This window comes from Rhodococcus sp. ARP2 (genome assembly GCF_001029585.1).
Lineage (GTDB): Bacteria > Actinomycetota > Actinomycetes > Mycobacteriales > Mycobacteriaceae > Rhodococcus_F > Rhodococcus_F erythropolis.
The window spans coordinates 132118-157435 of sequence record NZ_LEKE01000046.1 but is presented as its reverse complement, the minus strand read 5'-3'; the positions used below and the strand labels follow the sequence as shown (position 1 = coordinate 157435).

Genomic DNA, 25318 nt, shown 5'->3' with positions numbered 1-25318 from the left:
CTGAGCTGGGATCTAGGCTGCGGCGCGGACGACACCCGCGACCTGCTGCGCTGACAATTCGGCGAGGCGGACGTATCCGCCACGTAGTTCTCGGGCCAACTCGGCCGCCAACCCCAGACGCACGAGGCCGGTCTCGCAATCGACGACGATGGACGCGACGGATGCGTCGGCAAGAAGGTGCGCGGCGACGCGGGCGCGATGCAGCGCATCCTTGCCACCGGTAGCCCGGCCGTCCGTGAGCGTGACGACGAGGGCTCGACGCTGCGGATCACGAAGGCGCTCACGCAGAACCACCTCACGGGCACGCAGGAATCCCTCTGCGAGTGGCGATTTGCCGCCGGTACGCATGGACTGCAGACGACGAACAGCGATGTCCACCGACGACGTCGGCGGCAGTACGAGCTCGGCCTCGCGACCACGGACCGTGATGACGGCGACCTTGTCGCGGCGCTGATAAGCGTCGCGCAGCAGCGACACAACCGCACCGGTGACCGCTGAGAGCCGATCGCGCGCCGCCATCGACCCCGAGGCGTCCACAACGAAGACGATCAGATTGCCTTCTCGCCCTTCACGAATCGCGCCACGCAGATCGGCAGGTGCCAGGCGTAAGCGTCCTGCGGTACGACCGCGCGCAACTTGGGACTCGGCTGCGGCGAAGACCGTGCTCGTCAGATGCAACCCGTGACCACGCTCCCGGGTGGACCGCACGACCCGTCCGCGGGACGACATGGACCGCGAGCGGCGTCCCGGTGCACCTTCACCGACTCCCGGAACTTCGAGGAGCTTGGCCTTGAACTCGCCGGCCGGTGGTGCCGAAGGTCGATCGGTGGCGCGTACTCCCCCACCAGGTCCGTCAGGGTCTTCCGGGCCGTCGTCGTCCGGACCCTCGTCTTCGGGGCCACCATCTTCCGGGCCACCATCTTCCGGGCCACGGTCTTCGTCAGGGCCACGGTCTTCGGGATTCTCGGGAGGTTCGGGCTCTCCGTCGCGCGCGTCGTCCTCGACCTGCGACTGGGCGTCCTGATCGGCCTGCTCGAGTGCATCGTCCAACTGCTGCTGATCCAAGCCGGGCTCGTCGAACGGATCGCGGCGGCGGCGATGCGGCAGCGTCAGTTCCGCAGCCACTCGCACGTCCTCCGCAGTGACCTCACTGTCGCCTCGCCAGGCAGCGTGGGCGGTCGCGGTGCGCGCCAGCACCAAGTCCGCGCGCATACCGTCGACGTCGAACGACGCACACAGTGAGGCGATACGACGCAGCTCGCGGTTGCTCAGCTCGACCGAGTCCAGTTTCTCACGCGCCGTGAGGATTTCGGCCGCGAGCTCCTCATCGGCGGATTCGTACCGAGCGACAAACGCCTCGGGGTCGCGCTCGTAGTCGAGCCGGCGACGCACCACTTCCATGCGTACGTCGACGTCGCGGGAAGCTGCGACATCGACCGCCAGTCCGAAACGGTCCAACAGCTGCGGACGCAGTTCTCCCTCTTCGGGATTCATCGTGCCGACGAGTACGAATTTAGCCGGGTGCGAATGGGAGATTCCGTCACGCTCGATGTGAACGCGACCCATCGCCGCGGCGTCGAGAAGCACGTCGACCAGGTGGTCGTGAAGCAGATTCACCTCGTCGACGTACAGAACTCCCTGGTGAGCGGCGGCGAGCAGTCCAGGTTGGAAAGCGCGCTCACCGTCGCGGAGAACCTTCTCGAGGTCGATGGACCCGATCACTCGGTCCTCGGTGGCGCCGACGGGCAGTTCCACCAAGCGGGCCGGTCGTGTCGTTCCGGCGTCGTCGACCGCGGGCAGCAGCGCAGTCAGCGCGCGCACGACCGTCGACTTGGCAGTTCCCTTCTCACCGCGGACCAGGACTCCACCGATCCCCGGATGCACAGCACACAGAATCAGCGCCAACCGCAATTGATCCTGGCCGACCACAGCACTGAACGGGAAGCCCGCCACTGGTCGATCTTCTTCACTTCGCACGTCGATATCCCTCCACCTCTCGGTTTCCTCGCCGAGAATTTGGCTGCACTCGAATGTCGCGGCAACCTGGCTGAGATCTCCCGGTCAGTCGGTAGAGGAGAGATCTTTCACAGTGGCGGGACCGCGCCTGGATCGAACAGGACTTCCCCGCGAACATTCGGTATCGAAAAAACCCTAGTCGGCTCGCTTTTCCACGAGCCGACCAGGGTCAAATCTCCGACAAACTAGCTGACAGCCACGAAAGGCTCTCCCCCGCCACGGCGCATCGGGGTGTGCGGGATGCCGTCTTCGATGAACTCTTCGCCGTCAGCCTTGAATCCGTGCTTGGCGTACATCTCGACCAGGTAGGTCTGGGCGTTGATCCGACACGGCGCTTCGCCGACCTCGGCAAGTGCGGCCTGCAGGAGGCGGGTCGTGTGGCCCTGGCCGCGAGCCTGACGCGACGTGCAGAGGCGTCCGATTCGGAAGCTCTTGTTTCCGTCGTCGTGCTCTTCGAGCAGACGGAGTGTGCACACCACCTGGCCGTCCTGCTCGAGCCAGAAGTGGCGTGTTTCCGTCAGCAGGTCCCGCCCGTCCAACTCGGGATACGGGCAGGCCTGCTCGACGACAAAGACCTCCACTCGAAGCTTCAACAACTCGTAGAACGTCTTGTTGTCGAGGTCGAGTGCCCATGAACGCTTCAAAGCTGCTGTTGCCGTCATGGGTTGGACTATCACACAGTCGCGACGGTATCCGCGACCGGAGCCGATTCGGAAGCACCAGCGGAATCGAGCTCGAGAACCTTCGAGGACCAATCCCAGACCTGGTTGAACAGGCCTTCGTTGTCAGTGAGTTTGACGCCGATGGACGGAACCATCTCACGAAGCTTGCCCTTCCAACCCTGGAACTCGGTCGGGAAGCAGCGCTCGAGGACGTCCAGCATCGCCGGGACGGCCGTGGACGCACCGGGCGAGGCGCCGAGCAGGCCGGCGATGGAGCCGTCCTCAGCGGCGACCACAGCGGTACCGAATTCGAGGACGCCGCCCTTGCCCTTGGCACGGCGGATCACCTGGACGCGCTGGCCCGCGGTGATGAGCTCCCAGTCCTGAGCCTGCGCCTTGGGCGCGAATTCACGCAGATCCCAGATGCGACCGGCTTCGTTCTTGGCGAGTTCGCTGACCAGGTACTTGACCAGGCCGAGCTCGCTGACGCCGACGCCGAGCATCGAGAGGATGTTGTTCGGCTTGACCGAGCCGGGCAGGTCCGTGACGCGACCCTGCTTGAGGAACTTCGGCGACCATCCGGCGTATGGGCCGAACAGCAGACCCGGCTTGTTGCCGATGACACGGGTGTCCAGGTGAGGCACCGACATGGGCGGGGCGCCGACGGCAGCCTTGCCGTAGACCTTGGCGCTGTGCTGGTCGATGAGTTCGGGGTTGGTGCATCGCAGGAAGGCACCGCTGACCGGGAAGCCACCGAAGCCCTTGGCTTCCTTGATGCCCGACTTCTGCAGCAGGTGCAGGGCGCCGCCACCGGCACCGACGAACACGAAGCGCGAGCGAACGGTGCGCTTTTCACCGGTGCGACGGTTGGTGACCTTGACGGTCCAGGACTTGTCCGAGTTCTGGGTCAGGTTGGTGACCTCGTGGCCGAAGTACATCTTGCCGCCGGTCTTGCCGATGTAGCCGATGAGCTGCTTGGTGAGCGCTCCGAAATCGACGTCGGTGCCGTCCTGGCTCCAGTTCAGGGCGATGGGATCGGAGAAGTCGCGTCCCTTGGCCATGAGCGGCAAACGCTTGCTGAACTCGGCCGGATCGTCGATGTACTCCATACCGCGGAAGAGCGTGTGGCCGGCAAGTGCGTCGTAACGAGCACGGAGGTACTTGGCGTTGGCCTCACCGTGAACGAAGCTCACGTGCGCGATGGGGTTGATGAATTCCTTGGGCTGTGTCAGGACGCCCTGCTCTACCGCGTGTGCCCAGAACTGGCGTGACACCTGGAACTGCTCGTTGACGTTGACGGCCTTCTTGATGTCGACCGTGCCGTCCGAGTTCTCAGGTGTGTAATTGAGCTCACACAGGGCTGAGTGACCGGTTCCCGCGTTGTTCCAGGGGTCGCTGCTCTCGGCTGCGACGGCATCGAGCCGCTCGAAGGTCGAGATCGACCAATCGGGCTGCAGCTGGCGCAGCAATGCACCCAGCGTGGCGCTCATGATGCCTGCGCCCACGAGCACTACATCCGTCTTCGTCTCTACCGCGTTCTGATTCGACACTGGAGAATCGACTTCCTTGTCATTAGCCGTGCGCGCATCCGCCTGCTGTGTTACGCCGAATAGGTTACCCGTGCGTACACGCGCGGTTCACCACCCCCAATTGTGCTCTACAACGCGCACTCGAAACGACGATTAGATTGTGATTTGTGACTACTTGGGTTCCAGACGTCCTCGGTGACGGATATCAGCAGCTGACGATCCCGCTCGGAACGGATCCGGACGGCGAAGGCGAGGTGGACGCAACACTGGTCCGCTACCAACCGCAGAAGGAGGCGGTGAAGACACACCGTGCCGTTTTGTACGTGCACGGCTTCACCGATTACTTCTTCCAGAAGCACCTCGCCGAGCACTTTGCCGAGCAGGGTTACGCCTTCTTCGCACTCGACCTGCGTAAGTGCGGCCGCTCCCTCAAACCGGGGCACACAGCTCATTACGTCTCCGACCTTGCGCTCTACGACGCCGAACTGAACGAAGCGCTGCGCATCGTCCGCAGCGAGACCGAGGGCAGCGAGGTGCTGCTCATGGCGCACTCCACCGGCGGTCTGATCGTTCCGCTCTGGCTGAACCGTTTGCAGCGCAAGCCCGGTGGCAGCGACGGCGCCGGAATCTGCGGGCTGGTACTCAACAGCCCCTGGTTCGACCTTCAGGGTCCCTCAGTGGTGCGCAACGTCGGTACTACGGCGATCGATGCGCTCGGACGGGTATCGGCGAAGACGGTGATCCCGGGAACTGGATTACCGACTTACGGTTCCAGTCTTCATGTTTCGGCCAACGGCGTCTGGGATTACAACCTCGACTGGAAGCCACTGGCCGGCTGCCCCGTTACCTTCGGCTGGATGCGGGCCGTCCGAGCGGGTCACGCAAAACTTCACCGCGGCCTAGACATCGGAGTGCCCGCGCTGATTCTGCGCTCGAAGAAGTCGCAGTTCGCGAAGGCGTACAACCCGAGCGTCGACCTCGCCGATTCCGTGCTCGACGTCAAGCAGATCGCACGTTGGGCCGGTTGCCTCGGCGATCGCACCACCATCGTCCCGATCGACGGCGCCCGTCACGACGTGTTCCTTTCGACCGAGAAGCCCTTGGCCACAGCCTTTTCCGAACTCGACCTGTGGTTGGAGTGGCTCGACGGCCACCTCACCCCGGCCGCAGAAAGTTCGGCAAGCACAGCAAGCAACACACAGGAGATCGCGCAGTGACGCACTACGACCTTGCAATCATCGGCAGCGGATCCGGAAACTCGCTGCCCGACGAGCGGTTCGACGGCAAGAAGATCGCAATCCTCGAAGAGGGCACCTTCGGCGGAACGTGCCTCAATGTCGGGTGTATCCCGACCAAGATGTTCGTCTACGCCGCCGAGGTGGCACGCACCGTCACCACTGCCGAGAAGTACGGCGTCGACGCCACGCTCGACGGCGTTCGTTGGTCCGACATCGTCAAGCGCGTCTTCGGCCGCATCGATCCCATTTCTGCAGGTGGTGAGCGGTACCGCAGCGAAGACAGTCCCAACACCACCGTCTACCGCGGCCACGCCACGTTCACCGGCGACAAGACGATCGACACCGGAACCGGCGAGACGATCACCGCTGACCAGGTGGTCATCGCAGCCGGTTCGCGTCCGATCATCCCGAACGAGATCGCGTCGAGTGGTGTGAAGTACTACACCAACGAAGACATCATGCGACTGCCCGAACTTCCCGAGCACCTCGTGATCGTCGGCTCTGGATTCATCGCCACCGAGTTCGCACACGTGTTCTCCGCGTTGGGTTCTCGCGTGTCGATCATCGGTCGCAGCCAGCGACTGCTGCGGCACCTCGACGACGAGATCTCCGAGCGCTTCACCGAGTTGGCCGAACAGAAGTGGGACGTCCATCTGGGCTCCCCCCTCACGTCGGTAGGCGGCGACGGCGACAACATCGCCGTCGAACTGGCAAACGGCACAGTCGTTTCCGGTGACGTTCTCCTCGTCGCGGTCGGTCGTCAGCCGAACGGTGACCTACTCGGTCTCGACAAGGCCGGCGTCGAACTCGACGACAAGGGCTCGATCGTGGTCGACGAATACCAACGCACCACCGCCGAGGGCGTCTTCGCACTCGGTGACGTCTCCTCGCCGTACCAGCTCAAGCACGTCGCCAACCATGAAGCGCGCGTTGTTCAACACAACCTGCTCCAGGACGCGTGGAAGGACACGTCCGGGCTTCGCAGCACCGATCACCGCTTCGTGCCGGCAGCCGTGTTCACCGACCCGCAGATCGCCGACGTCGGAATGACGGAGAAGCAGGCTCGCGACGCCGGACTCGACATCACGGTCAAGGTGCAGGCTTACGGCGACGTAGCGTACGGCTGGGCGATGGAGGATCAGGAGGGCATCTGCAAGGTGATCGCCGAGCGCGGCACCGGACGCATCCTCGGTGCCCACGTCATGGGCACTCAGGCTCCGACCGTCATCCAGCCGCTCATTCAGGCGATGAGCTTCGGTTTGTCGGCTCAGGACATGGCGCGTGGCCAGTACTGGATCCACCCGGCCCTGGCCGAAGTGGTCGAGAACGCGTTGCTCGGCCTCGACATCTGAGCCCCGCCGCCCCAACGACGCCGAAAAGGCGGGCACTCCTCGCAATGGGAATGCCCGCCTTTTCGTAGGTCAGAGTTTCACCAGGGGCTGGTACGCAGCACGATCTCGGTTGCGAGTTCGGCCGGTGCCGACTTGACGACGTCGTCGACACCCGGAAGTTCCGTCACGCGGAAGTCGGAGTACACGAAACGACCGCTGGCGTCGGCGATGGCCCGACCTCCACTGCCCACGACTACGGTGGTCGGAACCTCGACCGGCGGAACGCCGGCAATATCGCTGGCCGACGGATGTCCACGGTCCACGGCGATCAAACTCGCGAAGCGGCCGAACTGACGTGCAGCCAACAGCCACGCGAGATCGGCGCCCTCCCGGTGACCGACCAGATTCACCCAGGCGATGTTCAACTCGTCCAGCAGTACCACTGCCGAGGTCTCGTCGAGATTCTCGATCGATTCCACCGCGACGGTCCGCAGGTCCGAATGATGCAGTCGCTCACACACATCGTCGTACAAGTCGACGGGGTCGCCCTTGCCGGGAAGCAGGAGTACCGCATGCTTGCTGACCGGCCCGTCGATCCGAACGGTGCACGAACCACTGCCCACCGCTACTCGAGTCAATTCCATGTCTGGAAACGGTACGCGATCCACACAGTGGAGGACCCTGGAGTCGACAGAAGTATGACCACTCATACATTCTCACCACCGCCGGCGAGTCCGATTTGTTCGCTCTTGGCCCCCTCCCTTCCGAGCGAAAGTGGCTTTCGGCGCATCTGAGGCGACCGATGTACCGTTCGCTCGGGTTGCGGGGTTGGAGGTCGGGCGGTCGGGCTCAGGCCTCGGTACAGGCACGGGCACAGGCACAGGCACCCGCCGTGCATTACCTCAGCTCGTGATGTTGCTCGCCTGGTTACTCCACCCCGGGAGTCCGAACAGCTCACCGGAACCGGAAACGAAGGCACTGTGCGCATGCTCATCGCCGCGGAGTTTGTCCATGTTCCATGCCGTGAGAACACCCAGGAACCCTCGCACACCGTCGACGCAACCCGGATCGTTTGCCGGGCAGCCAGGTTGCCCCTGAATGTCGTTGTGGTTGGGACCGTTCAACGTCGCGCGCACCTTCTGCACGGAGTCCGGCGTGGCCCCGAAATAGCCTTCCGCGGATTGGGCTCCGATCAGGTCCCAGGGCAACGGCTGAGTCGACTGCGAAATCGGGCTGTTGGAGCCGTTCACATACAGAACGGAACCCGTTGTCAGCGCCCGCGGGTCGGTGCAGATGTTCATCGCCGGATCCGGCTTGGGCAGGCTGCACATGTATTGACCCGGAAGCTCGATGGGGACAGCGGTCTTCAGGTCGTCACCGGGACTGATGGCCGCATTGAGGGCGCCGACCGCTCCCTGGGAGTGCCCCATCGCGCCGACATTGCCGGTGTCCAAACTCTGGTAGAAGATGCTCGACGGATCACTGTTCTGTAGTCGGAGGAAGTCCACGGCCTGCAGCATTTCCTGGCCTGAGCCCGTATTGGTGTTGTCGGCCGCGATCACCACGAAGCCCCACGACGCCAGGTGAGAAAGCAGATAGTCGTATTGCGATGGATGCGCCCACGTTCCGTCACCCCACGTGATGATCGGATGACGGTCCCCGTTTGTACCGAGATCGGTCGGGTACCAGACGTCGAACTTGTTTCCGGCGGAATCGCAGCAACCGAACCCCTGCTGACTGGTCACCTCCCACGGCCCGCGCTCGGAGTACGTGGCGTCGACGGTTACGCCGGTCTCGACGGGCTCGCTCGTTCCACCCGCCTGCGCTGTCGCGCCCGATCCCAGCACGATCATCGTTGCCGCTGCGAGGAGCACGACACCTTTGCCCATCAGACTTTTCATGAGGTGCACCTTAACCAGGGAACCTAATATAGATTAGGTTTTGTTACCTAACTGTTATGATGTCGAATTGCCCTGCCGCATAGACGTCTTCGTGAAACGTTTCCTACAAACTCTAACAATATAACATTTTAGTAACATTACCTACCATCTGAAAGGCGCGATGGCACCATCACCACCCATCGGACGGTTCACCCGACATGCGCCCCATGGTGAAGGAGTACACAGTGCACGAGGAATCAACACTCGAGGCGGTCGAATCAGCGCTCGCAAAGCTCGATCTGGATGCAAAGGCGAAGTTGCTCCAAGGTCAGGACATGTGGACTCTGCCGGCCCTCCCTGATATCGGGCTCGGTTCACTGGTGATGTCAGACGGGCCAGTGGGTGTACGCGGAGTGTTCTGGGGGCCGGACGATCCATCGATTCTGCTGCCTTCGCCCACCGCCATGGCCGCGACGTGGGATCCTGACCTCATCGAGCGCGCCGGCGCACTGCTTGCGCAGGAAGCCCGGCGCAAGGGCGTGCACCTGCTGCTCGCACCCACCGTGAACATGCACCGCACGCCCGTCGGTGGTCGGCACTTCGAGGCCTATTCCGAGGACCCTTTGCTCACCGGCGCAATCGGTTCCGGTTATGTCCGCGGGGTGCAGTCCGGTGGCGTCGGCGCCACCGTCAAGCATTTTGTTGCCAATGACGCCGAGACCGACCGTATGTCCGTCGACAACATCGTTTCCCAGAACGCGCTCCGGGAGATCTACCTCGCGCCCTTCGAGGACATCGTCAAGAACTCCTGCCCCTGGGCAATTATGTCCGCATACAACAGCGTCAACGGCACCACCATGAGCGAGCACAACGAACTTCTCAACGGAGTGCTGCGCGGCGAGTGGGGATTTGACGGTTGTGTGGTCTCCGACTGGATGGGAACTCGCTCGACCCTGGGCGCCATTCTAGGTGGCCTCGACATCGCGATGCCCGGCCCGCGCTCCGTCTACGGAGAGCTTCTGGCCGAGGCGGTCAGAAACGAGGAGGTCGACGAGTCGGTAGTCGACGACGCAGTGCGTCGTGTTCTGCTGCTCGCGGCGCGCGCGGGACTTCTCGACGACGCAGATCCTGCCGTGACCGAATTTCCCGCACCGGTGGACGGGCGCGCACTTGCGCACGAGATCGCCGGTCGTTCCTTTGTACTGACCCGCAATGCTCCCATCGGCGGTGAGGCGATCCTGCCGATCGATCCGAGCACTACCACCGTGGCACTGATCGGACTGGCCGCCCGCGATGCCCGCGTCCTCGGCGGCGGTTCCGCCATGGTCTTCCCCGAGTCGGTCGTGTCCCCTCTCGACGGACTGACGGCAGCGCTACCCGAGGGCGCGCTCACCTACAGCATCGGCGCGGCGTTGACCGACCAGATGGGTGCTGCCGACCGAGGATTCGAGCTACGCGCCCGGTGCTACGACGCCGACGGAACGCTGCTTCGAGAAATCGACCTGCCCAACGGGATGATCACCTGGATGGGAATCCTCCCGGAAGGTATCGACTTTCAGGCGCTGCACACCATCGAACTCCTCGGCACATTCACACCGAGCGAGAGTGGCGCGCATCGATTCGGCACCAAGGGTCTCGGCGCGTTCACCTTGACTGTCGGCGGTGACACTCTGTTCGACGGCGACCAGCCGTTGGAAAGCTTCGATCCCTTCGAGTTGTTCTTCGGCGCCCCGAAGGACCGCGGCTCAGTCGAACTGACCGCCGGAGAATCCATCGAAATAGTCCTGCAGCACACTCCGACGAAGATGGAGGACTCACCGATCGACATCCTCAGCTTCAGTCTGGGACACCAGGGGCCGCAACGAGATCCGGAAGAGCTGATAGCCGAGGCAGTCGCGGCCGCGAAGGCGGCGGACGTAGCCGTCGTAGTCGTTGCGACCACCGACCAGGTCGAATCGGAGGGTTTCGACCGCAGCACACTGAATCTGCCGGGGCGCCAGGACGAACTGGTCTCACGCGTGGCGACCGCGAACGCACGAACTGTCGTTGTCGTGAACTCGGGTTCACCGGTGGAGATGCCTTGGCGATGCGACGTCGCGGCGGTACTGCTGAGTTGGTTCCCCGGCCAGGAAGCTGGCGCCGCACTGGCCGATGTCCTGGTCGGGCTGACCGAACCCGGCGGCCGACTGCCGACCACTTGGCCCGCAACACTTTCGGATTGCCCCGTCACGGGCGTGACTCCTGTCGACGGCAAGCTCACCTATTCCGAGGACCTGTTCATAGGTTATCGCGCCTGGGACCGAAGTGACATCGCACCCGCATTCGCGTTCGGGCATGGCCTCGGCTACACCACGTGGGACTACGAGAGTGTTGAACGGGACGGCGAGACTGTCACTGTTCGCATCCGCAACATCGGGTCGCGACAAGGACGCGAGGTCGTTCAGGTGTACCTTGCTGCCGTCGGCGTCGACCCGTCCCGGCCGAGTCGCGCACTTGCCGGCTTCGCGAGCGTCTCGGCAGACGTCGGTGAAACTGTAACGGCAACAATCACTCTGCCGCGTCGTGCATTCGAGATCTGGGACGAGCAGAGCGGTAACTGGTGCTACCGACCCGGATCCTACGATGTTCACGTCGGCGCCTCGTCGGCCGACTGCAGGCTCGCCCTACGCATCGAGGCGCAAAATTGAAGTCTTCGAGTACCTTTCGTGTCATCGCCGGAGCGGTCGCCTTGGCAGTGCTCTGGCCTGTGGTCAGTTCCGCTGAACCTCGAACAGACACCTCAGGTGTAGTCATCGAGTCGCACGAGGTCAGCCGTAGCGTCGCTGCGTCGGCCGATTGCGGACCGGGATCGCGTCCTGAGACCGGCATCCAGGGCGACGTCCCTGCGACCGACCGGAACAGCGGACGTAGTACGGAGGGCTACAGCTGCAACCTCTCGTTGACGGGTGGGTTCGCCGGCCGCGGCGCCGGCATCATCTCGGCCGGGTTCGACCACTGCGCATATCTCGGCACCATCTTCCCCGGCAACCTCCTCGGGCCGGCACCAGGCGTGCAAGTCCTCGACGTCTCGGACCCGGCAAACCCGGTTCCCACCGTCAACCTCACCGAACCCGCGATGCTCGCCGGTACCTGGGAAAGTCTCAAGGTCCATCCAGGCCGGAAACTGCTGGTAGGCACCGGGGTGCCGGCACTGACCGGGTCGGGATTGCTCTCCGTGTACGACATCTCCGACTGCGCACATCCGCGGCTTCTCAATCCTGGAGCCGGCACCAACCTGCAGATGCCGCTGCCCATAACATCCCACGAGGGCGGTTTCTCCCCCGACGGCCGCACCTACTGGTCGTCCGGTGTAGCCCCGGGCCTGGTCAGCGCGGTCGACCTAGACGATCCCACCAACCCGCGCGTGATCTGGCAGGGCATGTCCGGTCCGTCATCCCACGGCTTCGGCATCAGCCCTGTGGGCAACCGAATGTACCTGTCGGACAATGCCGGAGGACTCAGAGTCCTGGACACGAGCGCGGTGCAGCGTCGGGACGCGAACCCCCAGGTGCCCGTCCTTGCCCAGATGACGTGGACTGACGGATTGGCCACGCAGCACAGCATCCCGGTGACCTACGACGGCCACCCCTACCTGTTCACCGTCGACGAAGCCGGTTCCGGCGGAGTGAAACTGATCGACGTCGCAGATGACGCGGCCCCTCGGATCGTCGGTGGCATCAAACTCGAGATCAACCTCCCAGAAAATATCGACAGCCAGATCGCTTCGGCCTCAGGCGGATCAGCGTTCGCCTACGACGCGCACTACTGCACCGCGGATCGCCCTGAGAATCCGACGGCTCTGGCATGCGGTTGGGAATCCTCGGGCATCCGGGTTTTCGACGTACGGGATCCGTTCGCCGCCCGGGAGATTGCCTACTTCAATCCGCCCGCGATGACGGGTCGCAACCTCGAACGCTGGAACTCGCCGCACGCGTTGGCGTCGATTCTCGGGTTCCCGATACTCGCCGTGCCTTCCGTGTTGCAGGCAACCCAGAGCGGACAGTTCGATCCCGCCCAAGCTCTGACGCCACGTACCGGCATGCTCACCGGTGGCGACCTGTCCACGGATTGGTGCTTCTCACCGCCGCAGTGGCGTGGCAACGAACTCTGGGTAACCTGCTCCGACAACGGTTTCCTTGCACTGCGTCTCGACAACGACGTATACAGCCCGCCCGCAAACCAGCAGTCGACCATCGGGTCATGACACGATTTGCCGCCGTGCGCGGGATTGCGTTCACGTCGCTTGCCGTGTTGCTGGTGGTGATCGGGGCAGCGATGCGTCCGGTATTCGCACCGGTGACCCCGCCGCTCTCACCACCGGTTCTAAACGCCACTGAGATCGGTTTCATCCAGGACATGGCGGCCCATCACCAACAAGCGATACAAATCGTGCAGCGCCTCGATCCGGGTGCCGAACCCGGCATCGAAGCGCTGGCCCAACAGATTCGCGATACTCAAACGGCGGAGATCGGCATGTTTCTCGGCTGGCTTCGCCTCGCCGAGGCGCCACCGGTCAACCGGCAACCCATGTCGTGGATGACATCGGATTCCGCTGCTCTGCACCAGCATTTAACTCACTCGCCCGGACCCGACACATCGCCGGGGCTCATGCCCGGAATGGCTACGAGGACAGAACTCGACAGTCTCGCATCCGCCCGCGGCCACGACGCGGAAGGAATGTTCCTCCAGTTGATGCATCGCCACCACCTCGGCGGCGTCGAAATGGCACAGGCAGCCGACCAACTGATGGCCGACGGGCCGGTCAAACAAGCAGCGCGCGACATCATGGCGGCTCAGAGTCAAGAGGCGGGACTGATCGCCGTGCTCCTCACCCAGACGCGATGAGATACTCCTCCGTCGCTAGGCTCACTTCATGGCTGAGCGACAACGTGGCGGACGAGCGGTCAAAGCCGAGGCCCGGCGCGAGGCCATCCTCGACGCGACGATGGCCGAGATCGCGGAACGCGGATACCGAGGCACCACACTCGCTGCCGTCGCCGAGCGTGTCGGTCTGACGCAACCCGGACTGCTGCACCACTTTCCCAGTAAGGAGCACCTCCTGATCGGAGTGCTCGAAGCGCGCGACCGGTGGGATGCGGCGGCCCTCCTCGCGACCTCGACGGACGTGCGACTGTCCCACCTCGAACAAATCGTGGAATTCAATGCCGAACGGCCCGGAGTTGTCCAGACCTTTACCGCACTCGCAGCCGAGAGTGCGACCGGGCAACACCCGGCGCGTGAGTTCTTCACCGAGCGTTACGCGTCGGTCCGAGAGGGCATGGCCGCGTTGCTACGTGCGGAACTCGGTGACCGATTGGCCGGTGGGCTAACCCCTGAGGAAGCCGCGCCACTGCTCATCGCGGTGATCGACGGTATCCAAATTCAGTGGCTCTTGGCGCCGGACGAGGTGGATATGCCCGCGGCCTTCCGGAACTTTCTTGCGCTGTTGACGGCGATGACGCAGGCCGAGGCCCCGCCAGCCTGACCGGAGGAAGCGCCTCGGTCAGCCCCTCATTGCCGGCTGATCTCGGTTCCCGTCGACGTAACCAGCAGAACCAATGCGTCCGCAGTGCGCGCGCAGAACGCGTCACCGTCGGCGAGGCCACTCGTGAGGCCCCGCACGATGGTGGTTGCAACGAGAATGTCGAAGGCCACATCGGCCGTCGACACGATTTCCGCGTCGGACCGCTCGGGAAATTCGACACGCACGCGCTCGGCGAGCGCAAGCCGGGCCGGGTCTTCCGATCTCCGAACCAGTTGTTCGTAGGCGCCGTCTTCTTGATGGTAGGCCGACAGCAGGCCGGGAATCGCTGCGCGCGTTGCCGGTTCGGCAACTCTCGCGAGGAACCATCTCGTCCAGGCCTGCATGTCGTCACGCAAATTCGACGTGGTCACCGGTAGCGCCGCATCCTGCATTCCGAAGACCGCATCCTCGATGATGGATTCCTTGGTCGCCCAGCGCCGATAAATTGCGGCAGTGCCCAGTTCGGCCCTTCGCGCGATGGCTGTGATCGTGGTCTTCTGGTAACCCTGCTCCGCCAGCAACTCGCGGGCGGCGGTGAGGATGGCGTCGTCCACCTGCGGATCTCGAGGGCGCCCGACTCCGACGGTGCCGATGCGTCGATCTTTGCGTTCGTCCACAACTGCGGACAGTACCCGACCGGTTTCGCCGAAAACCATTACGTTGCGTAGCGCTCCGTAATAGATTGTGAACACCCCACTCCGTCGACACAAGGACCGACTGTGATCACACCGCACGACGAACTACTCATTCATCAACTCCCGACGACACTCGACCACGTCTCCCAAAGTGACCTGCGCTGGACCGAACGCATCGTAATGTACGGCTTCGACAAAACGGGCGAGATCAGCATCATGACGGGACTGGCCAAATACCCGAACCGCAACGTCCTCGACGCCTACGCGATGGTGACGCGCAAGGGTGAGGAAGCCCGCGTGGTGCGCCTGTCCACCGAGTTGAACCCTCAGACCGGAGGACTGGCAGCGTGGAGTGTGGGGCCGTACACCTATGAAATCGTCGAACCACTCCGCCAGGTACGTTCCACGGTCGACGCAAACGAACACGGATTGAGCCTGCAACTCGACTTCCACGGCGACTTCCCGGTGTACGAGCAGACGGCAGCGTTCCATCGCACGCGCGGCCGCGTTCGCGAAGACGCCCGACGCTTCTACCAGAACGGCACCATCACGGGTTGGATCGAAATCGACGGCACCCGCATCGACATCGATCCCGACAACTGGTGGTTCGGCCGCGATCACTCGTGGGGCGTACGACACGGCGGTGGCGGCGGCAGTCTGTCCGAGGGCGCGAACCTGCAGCCGTCCGAGGTTCCGGACGGAGTCCTCTATTACATGGGGATATTCCAATTCGACGACGAGGTAGTGCATTTCGCGCAGCGCGAAACCAGTACCGGCGCGCGCTGGCAGTTCGAGGGCGAGGTGCTCTTCCCGATCGGTTCCGGCAAGGACGCGCTACCGATCATCGACGTCGAGCACGACCTGAAATTCCGTGACGACATGCGGGTGGTCGAATCCGGCACTTTCACCGTGCACCGAGCGGACCGGACCACCGACGTGATCGAGGTGAATCCAGTGTGCGATTTCTGGCCCGGACTGGCCGGTTACGACGAGTACCGGGGGTACGCCTCCGGCATGTACCGCGGCAAGGACTTCAGCGACAGCTTCACCGTCGACATCACGAACCTCGATGAAATCCGGCAGGTGAGCATGCTCAGCGAGACGCTGTGCGAGGTCCGCATGGGAGACAAAGTCGGATACGGGCTCGTGGAAATGGTCTTCATGGGCGTGAATCCCCGCTACGGGTACACCGATTGGAGCAACACACGGACAGGTACGAACAATGACTGACCGAACAGCCGCAGAAGACATCGCACCCGCCCTTGAACCACTTGTCCGGGAGCATATTCCGGGTACTCAAGGCGCCAAGATCGTCAATTTCAAGCGCACCGAACGCGGATTCTCGACGGAGACATACCTGTTCGACCTCGATGGCGCCACTGGCGAGTCGAGTGGTTTTGTTTTCCGGCGTCCACCGGAGGTTTCGCTGTTCCCCGATTACGATCTCCGCCGCCAGTTCCTCGTGACACAAAGGCTCGCGAAGTCCGACCTCGCAGTCCCCCACGTTCGGTGGATCGACAGCGGCGACAACCCACTCGGCAGCCCCTATTACGTCATGGACCGCATCGGTAATGCCGAGGCGCCCAGCGACTTTCCGTCGTATCACAGTGCCGGAACCTACTTCGAAGCCGATGAGGCAGGCCGAGCGAAGATGTGGTGGGGATGCGTCGAGACGATTGCGCAGATTCATCGCTTGGACCTGGACAAGCTCGAGCTCGGATTCCTCTCCTACCCCAAGTTCGGCACCCATCCGGTCGAACAGGCGGTAAACTACCTCGACTGGGCCGTTCGTTGGGCATCGCCGGACCTACCGCCGATATTCGACAAAGCACTGGCCTGGCTGAGGGAGAACATCTACCAACCCGAACATGTGACACTGTGCTGGGGCGATGCCCGGATGTCGAACATTCTCTACGGCCCGGACCAGTCGATCGCCGGGGTTCTCGATTGGGAGATGGCCTACCTCGGCGATCACGAGGCCGACCTCGCCTGGCTGTTGTTTCTCGATTGGGCGTGTAGCGAATTCGAGGGACACACACCTTTGCCAGGCACTCCCAGCCGAGAAGAGACCATTGCCCGCTACGAGGAACTGACCGGCTGGAGGGTCGAGAACCTTTTGTTCAACGAGGTACTCGCTGCGGTTCTGCTCGCTGTTCCGCTCCTGCGCCTGTCCACGCATCTCCAACTCGGCGAACATACGGATATCACCGCGTTCTGCAAACATCGTCTCGAACAGTTGCTGCTAGACGCGTAGTCGTCCGCGTGCGATTTTCCGCAAGGCTCCCGAATCATTCCGACGGGATTTCCTGCCACTCGGCGGACAAGCGCGAAACCCACACAGGCGTGCGCCGTTCCATGAATGCACGAACACCTTCCACCGCGTCCGGCTTCCCCATGACGCGTAGATGCAGGTCCGTTTCGATGGCCGCCACCGTCTCTGGTCGACAGCTGCTGCTCTGGCTCTGCCAGAGCAGTCGCTTCGAGAGTGCCACCGACATCGGTGCAGTGTTCGTCGCAATGTCTCGGGCGATCACCAACGCCACCGAAAGCACTTCGTCAGCGGGCAGGCAACGGCTACCCAACCCGAGCGCGATTGCCTCGGCTCCGTCGAACGTCCTTCCAGTCAAAAGGATGTCGGCAGCCACAGCCATTCCGGCGACGCGCGGAACCGTCCAATGCGCCATCGCATCCGGCAACACACCGAGGCGAACCTGCGGAATTGCATACTTGGCGTCAGCTGCAAAGATTCTGATATCGGCCTGCATCGCGATGGTGAGGCCGATTCCGATCGCATGTCCGTTCACCGCTGCGATGACCGGCTTTCGCAACTCGAACGCCGGCGGTTCCACCGGTGATGACGAAAACTGCTCGCCGTCAGGTGAATCGAAGGTGCCGGCGCCGTCGCCAAGATCTGCACCCGCGCAGAATGCTGGTGGCGCACCGGTCAGCACGATCACGCGAACGGAATCGTCTTCGTCGAGCTTTCGGTACGCCTGCCCCAAGTCTCGACCCATGTGCTTGTTGAAGGCATTCCGTTTGTCAGGCCTGTCGAGGGTCACGACGGCAACGCCGCCGTCCACCGAAACCGAGATCATTGCCCCACCGCTTCCGTCCCGACGGCATCGGCCGGATGCGCAGCCAGGACGTACAGAGATCGTGCGAGGGCATCTACAAAGCGGTCCTGACCCTCGAGCCCACGGGTCAACCCCTGCATTGTCGTCGTCCCGGCCAGCAGGTCGAACAAGAACATCGCATCCGCACCTGCCGGGATCTCACCACGCCTCACCGCGTCGTCCAGCAGATCCTGAAAAGCTGCACGAACCGGTGCACCGATAGCCAACAGACGTTGTCGCGCCTCCACCGTCCGCGAATCAGCAAGCAGGCCAGGAACTCCGGCCCGCGCCGCGGGTCGGGCAGCGCGAACCAGGAAGATGTGCACCCACGTCGTCAGATCCACCCGCAAATCACCGGTCGACCGAGGCAACGGATGTCCGCCCGGTCCATGCACTGCTTCTTCGATCAGGGCTTCCCGTGACGGCCAGCGACGGTAGATGGCCGGCGTATTGACACCGGCAGTCCTGGCAATCGCCGAAATGGTCGTCTGCTGGTACCCGACTTCGGCCAGCAGTGTGCGAGCTGCAAGCAGCACAGCCTCGTCCTTGCCTGGGTCGCGTGGTCGTCCGATACGGGCGGGAGACTCGGTTTTCACCATTACATATTAACTCGTAACGTTATCTCCCTACCTGAACGAACGCAGTTCAGGTACCGGACGGTTTGGGGAGCCTCGTCATTCCGTAGACGTGATCAGCGCGCACCGTGAGGATCTGTCGACGCTCTGCCACCATCGCTTCGCGGTACTCCTCCCAATCGGGATGCTCCTGACCGCTGATGTCCCGGTACAGCTCGACCAGTGCGTCAGACACTTCGTCGTGAGGATCGGCCGCGACGGGTGTCACCTCGGCAAGTCCTTCGATCACGGCGTAGCTCCAGAAGTCGGGCGCGCTGACGTGAAGGGAAACCCGCGGATCGCGGATCGCATTTTTACTCTTGGCGCGATCAGCTGTGATGGACACGGAAGCCGTCTTCGACTCGACGTCCCAGCGGTAAATGATGTTGGACAACTGTGGGCGGCCGTCACGCTTGACGGTTGCCAACACACCTTGTTTTCCCTCGGCCACGAGTGCGAACAACGCGTCGTCGGTGTCTGTGTCATTGCTCATATCTGCACCAACGACGCCGTGCGGCCGGTTTGTTCCGGAGGCAGTCCAGTTCGAAGATCGCGGACCGCAATCGCGCGATGTCTCTTCCCCCGATGGACGACAGCGGACAAAGATGGTCGACATGGCAACTTCTCACGACATCCTCCGACTGACTGCGTTCAGTTCGGATCCGGCCGGCGGTAATCCCGCCGGCGTGCTGCTCGACGCGCGTGGACTCGACGACTCCGAATTACAATCCGTTGCAGCCGAAGTCGGGTATGCCGAGACGGCGTTCCTCATCGAACCGGAACTCGGAGGCAACCCGCGCCACAGCCGGATCCGGTACTTCTCCCCTATCGCCGAAGTACCGTTCTGCGGTCATGCCACTATTGCGACGGCCATCGCTCTCACCGAGCGAGACGGCGACGGAACCTTCACATTCGAAACACCGATCGGACCGGTATCCATCGACACGGCGACCGACGAGGACGGAAGGTCGACCGCGACCTTCACCAGCGTCGAACCGTCGGTCTCGCCGATCGATCACGCCGTGCTGACAGCGCTGCTCGGGCTCATCGGCGTCGATTCGTCTGCGCTCGACGCGCGGTATCCCGCAATGCTTTCGTACGCCGGCAACACTCACCCGATCGTCGTACTTCGTGATCAGTCGACATTCGACGAGTTCACCTTCGATCCATCCGCAATGCGAATTCTGATGGACGCGCAGGGGTGGGCCGGCACGGTGACAATCCTGCACCCCCTCGACGACAACACCTTCGAAGCCCGAAATCTGTTTCCGGTGGGAAACATCGTCGAGGATCCTGCAACCGGGTCCGCAGCGGCGTCGACCGGCGGTTACCTGCGCAAACTCGAACCCGCGGCCACTCCGCGGCGGATCACCATCCACCAGGGCCGACACGTCGGGCGTCCCAGTGTGCTCGAGGTCGACATCCCAGTCGACGGCGGTATCTCGGTCACCGGCACCGCAGTGCCCGTCGTCGACGGGCAATAGTCAACCTCAGCGATGAGTTTCTGCCCGCCGGCGGGTCTATTCACCAGAGCGACGTCACAAGACCATCGCATCGAGCCGGGAGAACACCATGTCTGCAATCGCGTCAACCGCACACAACCTCCACGTCACCAAGCCACGCGCCGTACTCGGCGCCACGATAATTGCTCTCGTCGTCAATCTGATCCTGTGGTTGATCGGCCTCGCATTGGGCGGATCCTTCGAGATGACAGATCAGGGAAAGCCGGCGAGCGTCGCGCCTGGTGGGGTCATCACATTGACGGTGGTGCCACTGCTGGTCGGTTTGTCGGTCGCAATGTTGATCTCACTGAAGTGGGAGCCGATCATCCGCATCGCCCAGATCGTGGGGGCAGTCGTGGCGCTCGGCACCATCGCTCTGACCATTGCCGCAGACTTCGACGCCGCCAGCACGGTCATGCTCGCGCTGATGCACGTGGTTGTCGCCGCGAGCGTCGTCGTCGCGCTCGAGGCTGTACGTCGGTCCCCCTCGAACTAGACAGCGGTAGGCGGCGCCGAATACGTCTCGACGATCTCGGCTGCCACGTCGCGCAACCGGGTATTCGTCGTCTGAGACTGCTTGCGCAGCATGTGAAATGCGGTGTCGGCGTCGATCCGATGGATGGCCATCAGCATGCCTTTGGCCTGTTCGATCGGCGCCCGGGTCTCGAGCGCACGTTGCAAGGCATCAGCCACCGCCTTGGCGGACTTGAAACGAGAGAAGTCGCCGATCGCGCGTGAGACCGTTGTCGTGAGAATCTCCATGACATCCGCGTCGACGCGGTCGAATGCCGCTGGGGCGCGTCCGTACAGGTTGAACGAACCCAGTCGCTGATCCGGTGTGAAGAGCGGCGCCGCGAGAAAGGACTTGATCCCTTCGTCCTTCGCCGCCGCCGCGAACCGCGGCCAGCGTTCCGCGCTGGTCTCGGCATCGACGACAACGGTTTCACCGGTTCGAGCGGCGTGCAGACATGGTCCGTCGCCGGCGTCGTATTGCTCGATGTCGACACGCAAAGTCCGCGAATCGGTATGAACGGCGGTGTAGGTCTGCCCGGCCAGATCGATGGTGACGCCGATGCTGTCGGCGCCCTCGATGGCGTCGTTCGCGATTTCGACGGCGCGCTGGAGCAAAACCACGAGTTCGTCCTCGTCGCCGATACTTCCTCCGAGCGCTGCCAGCAACTCCCGGACCGCGCTTGCAGTCAGCCGAGTTTCCGCAGCCTCGACGGCGACGTCAGCACCCGTTGCCGTCGCATCGTCCGGCATTACCGACGGCACCGAATCCTCGGTTCTCGGGTCGAAGCCTCTGGGGTCGAAAGCGGTATCCACGACGAAGCATTCTTCCAGCTACCCGGGCCGTCAGGAGAGTGAGTTCGGTGACAGAACCCGGCAAACCGCCGAGTCGTCATCGCCATCGGTCGAGCGCGAGACCCAGATTCCGCCTCGCCCGAGTGTGTTGGCCACGAACCGCGTCCGGACTCAGTTCCAGGACAACTGCGATCTGTGGATACGTCATGCCCTCGACTTCCCGCAAGACCCAGGCGGCGCGCTGACGCAGCGGTAGACGATCGAGTTCGGCTTCAAGAGCGTCGAGAAATGCTGTGCCGCATACTTCCTCGCTCGGATCGCGCAATCGAGTATCGACTTCGTCCCGAAGTCCGTCCACATCGGCGGCGCAGGAGCCGACTTTTCGATGGACATCCGAGATCTTGCGAGAACAGATCGCGAACAACCAGGTCTTGATACTCGAGCGCCGCTGAAACCCCGGAAGTTGGCGCCAGGCGGCAACGCAGGTTTCCTGGACGATGTCGTCGACGTCACTCTCACTGGTGACGAGTCGACGGGCAAATCGATACAAGTGCGGGCCGTATCGGCGAACGATGACGTCGAAGGCCGCATGATCGCCGAGCATTGCCGAGTCGACCAGCACCTCGTCACTGAAGTCGGTAAGCAAGCCGTCGAATTGATCTGTCACCGCGCACACTCCTACTAGGGAGCCGTCGCGGGAGTGAGGCCTGGCTATTCTACCGCGTCCACGTCGACGCCCGCGGGAGCGCTCTCAGGCTTCGAGTGCGGAGGCAATGACGGGAAGCCCGATCGGCGCCCCACCGTTGATCAGTTTCTCGAGTAGATCCTGATCGAGGTGCTGCTCGACGAGATCAGCGAGAAGGTCGAGTTGTTGTTCTCGCACCGCGGCAACCGAGGTGTCGGGTGCAGCAACAAAACCGGGAACCGCGATCTCACGCAGAAGGCTGCGCCGAAAGTCGTCACTTTCCAGGAGACCATGCCAGTGTGTCCCTCGAACAGACCCTCGCACACTGCCTTCCGGCACACCGCTCGAGTCCGCCAGCAATGGACGGTCCCCGTTGTGCACGACGCGTCCGTGATGAATCTCGTACCCCGACACCGAGATACCGTCGGCGGAACCGGTTACCTGCGCCAGCACTTTGTCCGAAGCGAATTCGATGTCGAGGTCCAGCAGACCGAGTCCTGCGGTGGTCCCTGATCCTGATTCGACCTCGTCGACGATCGAATTACCCAGCATCTGGTATCCGCCGCAGACTCCCAGCACCGCCTGCCCGCGGCCCGCTCGGGCGATGATCTCGTCAGCCAGGCCGGTACTCCGCAACCACTCGAGGTCACTCACGGTGGACTTACTACCGGGGATCACCACGAGGTCTGCGTCGCGGATCCGCGACGGATCAGTCACCCACGAAACTGCCACGCCCGGTTCACATGCCAGCGCCTCGACATCCGTCGAGTTGGAGATGCGGGGGAGCCGAACCGCAGCAACGGTGAGCCAGGCCGAACCGACGGGTGGGCCAGGGCGCCCTACCGGGGCGTTGCCGGTGACGCCAAGCGAATCCTCGGCGTCGAGCCAAAGATCGTCGGCAAACGGGATCACTCCGAGAGTGGGTCGACCGGTGAGGCTGCGCAGTTGATCCAGTCCGGGTTCCAACAGTGCAACGTCACCGCGGAATTTGTTGATCACAAATCCCGCGATCAATGCCTGGTCGCTCGGCGAGAGCACAGCAACGGTCCCGAACAGATGGGCCAGGACGCCGCCGCGATCGATGTCACCGACGACGACGACCGGAATCTGCGCAGCCTCAGCCAATCCCATGTTGGCAAGATCCGTTGCGCGCAAGTTGATTTCGGCCGGTGAACCGGCGCCTTCACAGATCACGACGTCGAACTCGGATCGAAGCGATTCGAGATCTTCGGCCACGACGGCGCGAAGCCACTGCCGATGCTGCATGTAATCGCGAGCACCCACCGTGGTCATCGCCTTGCCCCGAACGACCAGTTGCGAAGTGCGATCACTCCCCGGCTTGAGCAGCACGGGATTGAATCGAACACTCGGCTCCAGACCGCATGCCCGCGCCTGAAGTGCCTGCGCACGGCCGATCTCTCCGCCGTCCAGCGTGACCACGGAGTTGTTCGACATGTTCTGTGCCTTGAACGGCGCCACTCGGACGCCTCGACGCGCCAACATGCGACACAATCCGGCTACCAGAACGCTCTTGCCTGCGTCGGAAGTAGTGCCGGCTACCAGCAGAGCGCCGCGCATCGCCGAACTCAAGGCAGGGTGAGAATCTCTGCACCGGTCTCGGTGACCACCAAGGTGTGCTCGAACTGCGCCGTCCACTTACGGTCCTTGGTGACGACGGTCCAGCCGTCCTCCCAGATCTCGTAGTCGATACCACCGAGGTTGATCATCGGTTCGATCGTGAAGACCATGCCCGGTTCGATGATCGTCTCGACCGCGGGCTCGTCGTAGTGCAGGATCACGAGGCCGTTGTGGAAGGTCTCGCCGATTCCGTGTCCGGTGAAGTCCCGGACGACGCCGTACCCGAACCGATGGGCGTAGGACTCGATGACGCGTCCGATCACGTTGAGCGCGCGGCCGGGCTTGACGGCTTTGATGGCCCGCATCGTTGCCTCGTGTGTGCGCTCGACGAGCAAGCGGTTCTCTTCGGACACGTCACCGGCGAGGAACGTCGCATTGGTGTCCCCGTGCACCCCGTTGATGTACGCGGTGACGTCGATATTGACGATGTCTCCGTCCTGGACCACGGTCGAGTCGGGGATTCCGTGGCAGATCACCTCGTTGAGAGACGTGCAGCACGACTTGGGAAAGCTCTTGTAGCCCAACGTCGACGGGTATGCGCCGTGGTCGAGCATGAACTCGTGTGCGATGCGGTCGAGCTCGTCGGTCGTGACACCGGGAGCGACAGCCTTGCCGGCTTCCTGCAGCGCGCCGGCAGCGATCTTGCTGGCGATGCGCATCGCCTCGATCGTCTCCGGCGTCTGAACCCAGGGCTCGTTGCCCTCTTTGGCGGTCGGCTTCCACGCGTACTCGGGCCGCTCGATCTTCGAGGGCACAGCGAGGACGGGAGAGACGGTTCCAGGGACCAATGGGGTACGCACAGACATGCAGAACAGCCTAGACCTCGCGTCGCGCGTCAGCCGGATGCACTCCAGTTCCGGAAAACCGGATCGACGAGAATTCTGATGGGGGTCGACATCGTCTGTCCGAATTCCTCGAAGAGCTTGTCGCGAGATTCGAAGGTGCCCAGATCACGGTCGACGAATTCGGAGAAGTCCAAGCAATCGCACGAAATTGATTTGCCCCAACTGATCGGAGCGCGTCCGATCGCGTCGAACAGTGTCTCCTCGCCGGTGTTCGTGAACGGTTCGAGCGCTGAGACCACCGCAGGTGAAACGATCTCGGAGATGTCCTGCCAGCGTCCGTCGACCAGAAATTCCGGCCACGCCAGCAGCACTGACTTCGGAATCACCGCATGTAGACGCCGAAATCTCGGGTACCAGAACTCCCCACGAAGTACGAGACCGCGAACTCGGGTGGCGATACCTCGGCGGCGAGCCAACGCTTCGACGATAGCCAGTCTCTGACTGCAGGATCCGCGTCCTCGGCTCAATGTCACCGAGACGGGTTGCCGGTCGTCGAGGCCGTACACCGGCCGACTATTTGCAGCGACGCTGCGATGCGCCGACACCAGGAACTCCAGCGCCGACTGGATCGCACCTTCTGCAATGTCCTCGTAGAGGCGAGCCACGTCATCGTGGCCCCAGTCGAGAATCGGCGTCGCGGTTATATCGCCACCGGACACATCGTGGCGGATGTCACCTTCGCGGATTCCGCCGAGCAGCACGCACGTCATGTCTCGACCGTAGTGCGCGACCGGAATCGGTGGAGCCTGACAGAATCCGAAC

Annotated in this window: 24 protein-coding genes; 10 read left to right on the top strand and 14 right to left on the bottom strand. The window is 63.0% G+C overall.

Annotated elements, in window-relative coordinates; genetic code table 11:
* Positions 1 to 12: 12 nt before the first annotated feature.
* The 3 genes from ABX74_RS11255 to mqo all read right to left on the bottom strand — a co-directional run bounded on the left by ABX74_RS11255 (position 13) and on the right by mqo (position 4228).
* Positions 13 to 1977, bottom strand: a complete 1965-nt coding sequence (locus tag ABX74_RS11255) for a magnesium chelatase subunit D family protein (protein ID WP_029538010.1) — start codon at positions 1975 to 1977, stop codon at positions 13 to 15.
* Positions 1978 to 2201: 224 nt separating this feature from the next.
* Entirely contained in the window at positions 2202 to 2678 is a 477-nt protein-coding gene (locus ABX74_RS11250) for a GNAT family N-acetyltransferase (protein WP_003942808.1), read from the bottom strand.
* Between the two features lie 11 nt (positions 2679 to 2689).
* Positions 2690 to 4228: a malate dehydrogenase (quinone) gene (gene mqo, locus ABX74_RS11245; protein WP_082148488.1), complete on the bottom strand. Its 1539-nt coding sequence runs from the start codon at positions 4226 to 4228 to the stop codon at positions 2690 to 2692.
* Positions 4229 to 4374: 146 nt separating this feature from the next.
* Between mqo and ABX74_RS11240 the strand changes: the two genes are divergently transcribed.
* Both ABX74_RS11240 and mtr read left to right on the top strand, forming a co-directional pair.
* Positions 4375 to 5424 (top strand): alpha/beta hydrolase, encoded by a 1050-nt coding sequence (locus ABX74_RS11240; protein ID WP_003942674.1) that lies wholly within the window; start codon positions 4375 to 4377, stop codon positions 5422 to 5424.
* Positions 5421 to 6797, top strand: coding sequence for a mycothione reductase (mtr, locus tag ABX74_RS11235; protein WP_042450758.1), 1377 nt, complete (start codon positions 5421 to 5423; stop codon positions 6795 to 6797). The genes ABX74_RS11240 and mtr overlap by 4 nt, the downstream gene beginning before the upstream one ends.
* 77 nt (positions 6798 to 6874) lie before the next feature.
* On the opposite strand, the gene ABX74_RS11230 is transcribed toward mtr, so the two are convergent.
* Positions 6875 to 7420 (bottom strand): alpha/beta fold hydrolase, encoded by a 546-nt coding sequence (locus ABX74_RS11230; protein ID WP_003942671.1) that lies wholly within the window; start codon positions 7418 to 7420, stop codon positions 6875 to 6877.
* 258 nt (positions 7421 to 7678) lie between these two features.
* Entirely contained in the window at positions 7679 to 8677 is a 999-nt protein-coding gene (locus tag ABX74_RS11225; protein ID WP_143173043.1) for a hypothetical protein, read from the bottom strand.
* Between the two features lie 224 nt (positions 8678 to 8901).
* On the opposite strand from ABX74_RS11225, the gene ABX74_RS11220 reads away from it, so the two are divergent.
* From ABX74_RS11220 to ABX74_RS11205, 4 genes are read left to right on the top strand one after another with little or no spacing between them, the layout of a single operon-like run.
* The gene (locus ABX74_RS11220; RefSeq protein ID WP_223257888.1) at positions 8902 to 11343 is read left to right on the top strand and encodes a beta-glucosidase family protein; all 2442 of its coding nucleotides are present in this window, start codon (positions 8902 to 8904) and stop codon (positions 11341 to 11343) included.
* Complete coding sequence (locus tag ABX74_RS11215) at positions 11340 to 12899, top strand: LVIVD repeat-containing protein (protein WP_047888843.1); 1560 nt, start codon at positions 11340 to 11342, stop codon at positions 12897 to 12899. The genes ABX74_RS11220 and ABX74_RS11215 overlap by 4 nt, the downstream gene beginning before the upstream one ends.
* Positions 12896 to 13540: a DUF305 domain-containing protein gene (locus ABX74_RS11210; protein ID WP_042450766.1), complete on the top strand. Its 645-nt coding sequence runs from the start codon at positions 12896 to 12898 to the stop codon at positions 13538 to 13540. Before ABX74_RS11215 ends, ABX74_RS11210 begins: the two co-directional genes overlap by 4 nt.
* A 28-nt stretch (positions 13541 to 13568) precedes the next feature.
* Positions 13569 to 14180, top strand: coding sequence for a TetR/AcrR family transcriptional regulator (locus ABX74_RS11205; RefSeq protein ID WP_042450768.1), 612 nt, complete (start codon positions 13569 to 13571; stop codon positions 14178 to 14180).
* 26 nt (positions 14181 to 14206) lie between these two features.
* Here ABX74_RS11205 and ABX74_RS11200 read toward each other — a convergent pair whose 3' ends face one another.
* On the bottom strand, positions 14207 to 14911 hold the full coding sequence (locus ABX74_RS11200; protein WP_223257887.1) for a TetR/AcrR family transcriptional regulator: 705 nt from the start codon (positions 14909 to 14911) through the stop codon (positions 14207 to 14209).
* 27 nt (positions 14912 to 14938) lie between these two features.
* On the opposite strand from ABX74_RS11200, the gene ABX74_RS11195 reads away from it, so the two are divergent.
* Together ABX74_RS11195 and ABX74_RS11190 are read left to right on the top strand one after the other, a co-directional pair.
* Positions 14939 to 16084: a hypothetical protein gene (locus ABX74_RS11195; RefSeq protein WP_021343973.1), complete on the top strand. Its 1146-nt coding sequence runs from the start codon at positions 14939 to 14941 to the stop codon at positions 16082 to 16084.
* Positions 16077 to 17108 carry a phosphotransferase family protein gene (locus ABX74_RS11190; RefSeq protein ID WP_042450770.1) on the top strand — a complete coding sequence of 344 codons (1032 nt, stop codon included), beginning with the start codon at positions 16077 to 16079 and terminating at the stop codon, positions 17106 to 17108. The genes ABX74_RS11195 and ABX74_RS11190 overlap by 8 nt, the downstream gene beginning before the upstream one ends.
* Before the next feature lie 34 nt (positions 17109 to 17142).
* On the opposite strand, the gene ABX74_RS11185 is transcribed toward ABX74_RS11190, so the two are convergent.
* Genes ABX74_RS11185 through ABX74_RS11175 form a run of 3 tightly spaced genes read right to left on the bottom strand, consistent with a single transcriptional unit; the run spans position 17143 to position 19074 of the window.
* A complete protein-coding gene (locus ABX74_RS11185; RefSeq protein ID WP_042450772.1) occupies positions 17143 to 17949 on the bottom strand; it encodes an enoyl-CoA hydratase/isomerase family protein in 807 nt (268 codons plus the stop codon).
* A complete protein-coding gene (locus tag ABX74_RS11180) occupies positions 17946 to 18566 on the bottom strand; it encodes a TetR/AcrR family transcriptional regulator (RefSeq protein WP_047888842.1) in 621 nt (206 codons plus the stop codon). Before ABX74_RS11180 ends, ABX74_RS11185 begins: the two co-directional genes overlap by 4 nt.
* A 46-nt stretch (positions 18567 to 18612) precedes the next feature.
* Entirely contained in the window at positions 18613 to 19074 is a 462-nt protein-coding gene (locus ABX74_RS11175) for a PPOX class F420-dependent oxidoreductase (protein WP_030535630.1), read from the bottom strand.
* Positions 19075 to 19195: 121 nt separating this feature from the next.
* On the opposite strand from ABX74_RS11175, the gene ABX74_RS11170 reads away from it, so the two are divergent.
* Both ABX74_RS11170 and ABX74_RS11165 read left to right on the top strand, forming a co-directional pair.
* Positions 19196 to 20065: a PhzF family phenazine biosynthesis protein gene (locus ABX74_RS11170; protein ID WP_223257886.1), complete on the top strand. Its 870-nt coding sequence runs from the start codon at positions 19196 to 19198 to the stop codon at positions 20063 to 20065.
* 88 nt (positions 20066 to 20153) lie between these two features.
* Positions 20154 to 20579: a DUF6069 family protein gene (locus ABX74_RS11165; RefSeq protein ID WP_020907407.1), complete on the top strand. Its 426-nt coding sequence runs from the start codon at positions 20154 to 20156 to the stop codon at positions 20577 to 20579.
* Here the strand turns inward: ABX74_RS11165 and ABX74_RS11160 are convergent.
* The 5 genes from ABX74_RS11160 to ABX74_RS11140 all read right to left on the bottom strand — a co-directional run bounded on the left by ABX74_RS11160 (position 20576) and on the right by ABX74_RS11140 (position 25266).
* The gene (locus tag ABX74_RS11160) at positions 20576 to 21409 is read right to left on the bottom strand and encodes a GAF and ANTAR domain-containing protein (protein ID WP_053062015.1); all 834 of its coding nucleotides are present in this window, start codon (positions 21407 to 21409) and stop codon (positions 20576 to 20578) included. The two genes, ABX74_RS11165 and ABX74_RS11160, sit on opposite strands and share 4 nt — an antisense overlap.
* A 76-nt stretch (positions 21410 to 21485) precedes the next feature.
* On the bottom strand, positions 21486 to 22055 hold the full coding sequence (locus tag ABX74_RS11155; protein WP_021333021.1) for an RNA polymerase sigma factor: 570 nt from the start codon (positions 22053 to 22055) through the stop codon (positions 21486 to 21488).
* An 84-nt stretch (positions 22056 to 22139) separates the two neighbouring features.
* Positions 22140 to 23651, bottom strand: a complete 1512-nt coding sequence (locus tag ABX74_RS11150; protein WP_047888839.1) for a cobyric acid synthase — start codon at positions 23649 to 23651, stop codon at positions 22140 to 22142.
* An 8-nt stretch (positions 23652 to 23659) separates the two neighbouring features.
* A complete protein-coding gene (gene map, locus ABX74_RS11145; protein WP_019748030.1) occupies positions 23660 to 24517 on the bottom strand; it encodes a type I methionyl aminopeptidase in 858 nt (285 codons plus the stop codon).
* Between the two features lie 29 nt (positions 24518 to 24546).
* A complete protein-coding gene (locus ABX74_RS11140; protein WP_047888838.1) occupies positions 24547 to 25266 on the bottom strand; it encodes a transglutaminase domain-containing protein in 720 nt (239 codons plus the stop codon).
* Positions 25267 to 25318: the final 52 nt, after the last annotated feature.